2 protein-coding genes are annotated in these 981 nt (G+C 57.2%); both read left to right on the forward strand.

Going from position 1 to position 981, the window contains the following annotated elements:
- Positions 1 to 44: 44 nt before the first annotated feature.
- Positions 45 to 443 carry a DUF2304 domain-containing protein gene (locus tag Q4P78_RS08685; protein ID WP_303339980.1) on the forward strand — a complete coding sequence of 133 codons (399 nt, stop codon included), beginning with the start codon at positions 45 to 47 and terminating at the stop codon, positions 441 to 443.
- 32 nt (positions 444 to 475) lie between these two features.
- The coding region (locus Q4P78_RS08690; RefSeq protein WP_303339981.1) for a glycosyltransferase family 2 protein at positions 476 to 981 on the forward strand (506 nt) is incomplete at its 3' end.

Consider the following 981-nt stretch of genomic DNA (forward strand, 5'->3'; position numbering starts at 1 on the left):
GTCGATGACCCGTAAGAAGACTTCGGTGGAGGGCAACTAGACGTATGGCTGCAAATATTTTTTTCCTCATCATAGTCATTTGTATGGTGTGCCTGGTGCTCATGCAGGTGCGCAACCAGAACATGAAAGAGAAGTACGCGGCGCTGTGGCTTAGCGTCGGCGGTGTCATGATTGTGCTGGCGCTGTTCCCCAAGCTGCTGGACTGGTTCTCGTCCCTGGTGGGTATTGAAACCCCCGTGAACCTGCTGTTTTTGATTGCCATTGTGATGCTCATGGGCATTAGCCTGCACCTGACCCTTGCCATCTCAAAACTCACTGATGATGCGCGCACTATCGCCGAAGAAGTGGCGATTATGCGCGCCCTGCAACGCCAGCCGGAGGGTGCCGCAGGGCGCGGGAACAACCCGGCCTCCGAAACGAACACCCCCGAATCCTCCAACTAACTTTCCCCTCACACTCACACCTGGGAGCCACTATGACCGTAGATATTCTTTTCCCCTACTATGGCGATGTTGAACTCATGAAGCAGGCCGTTCGCTCGGTGATTGGGCAGAGCAACCCCGACTGGCGCCTGATCGTGGTTGATGACGGCTACCCGGACGAATCAATCCCCGGCTGGTTCGCCTCGCTCAATGATGAGCGCATCACCTATATGCGCAACGAGAAGAACCTGGGCGCGAACGGCAACTACCGCAAATGCCTCACCTTCGTGGAGAACGAGCTGGTCACGGTCATGGGCGCTGACGACGTGATGCTGCCCAACTATGTGCAGTGGCTGGTTGATGCGGCGGCGACCCACCCGCAGGCGAGCGTTTTTCAGCCGGGTGTGGTGGTGATTGATGAGCATAATGCGGCCTCAAACACCCTGGTGGAGAAAACGAAGGCGTTCTACCGGCCGAACCATTCCACACTGCTGCAGGGTGAAGACCTTGCACTGTCGCTGCTGCGCGGCAACTGGTTCTACTTCCCCTCCCTGGGCTG

Origin of the sequence: Rothia sp. (in: high G+C Gram-positive bacteria), assembly GCF_030540545.1 — a bacterium.
Classification (GTDB): Bacteria; Actinomycetota; Actinomycetes; order Actinomycetales; family Micrococcaceae; genus Rothia.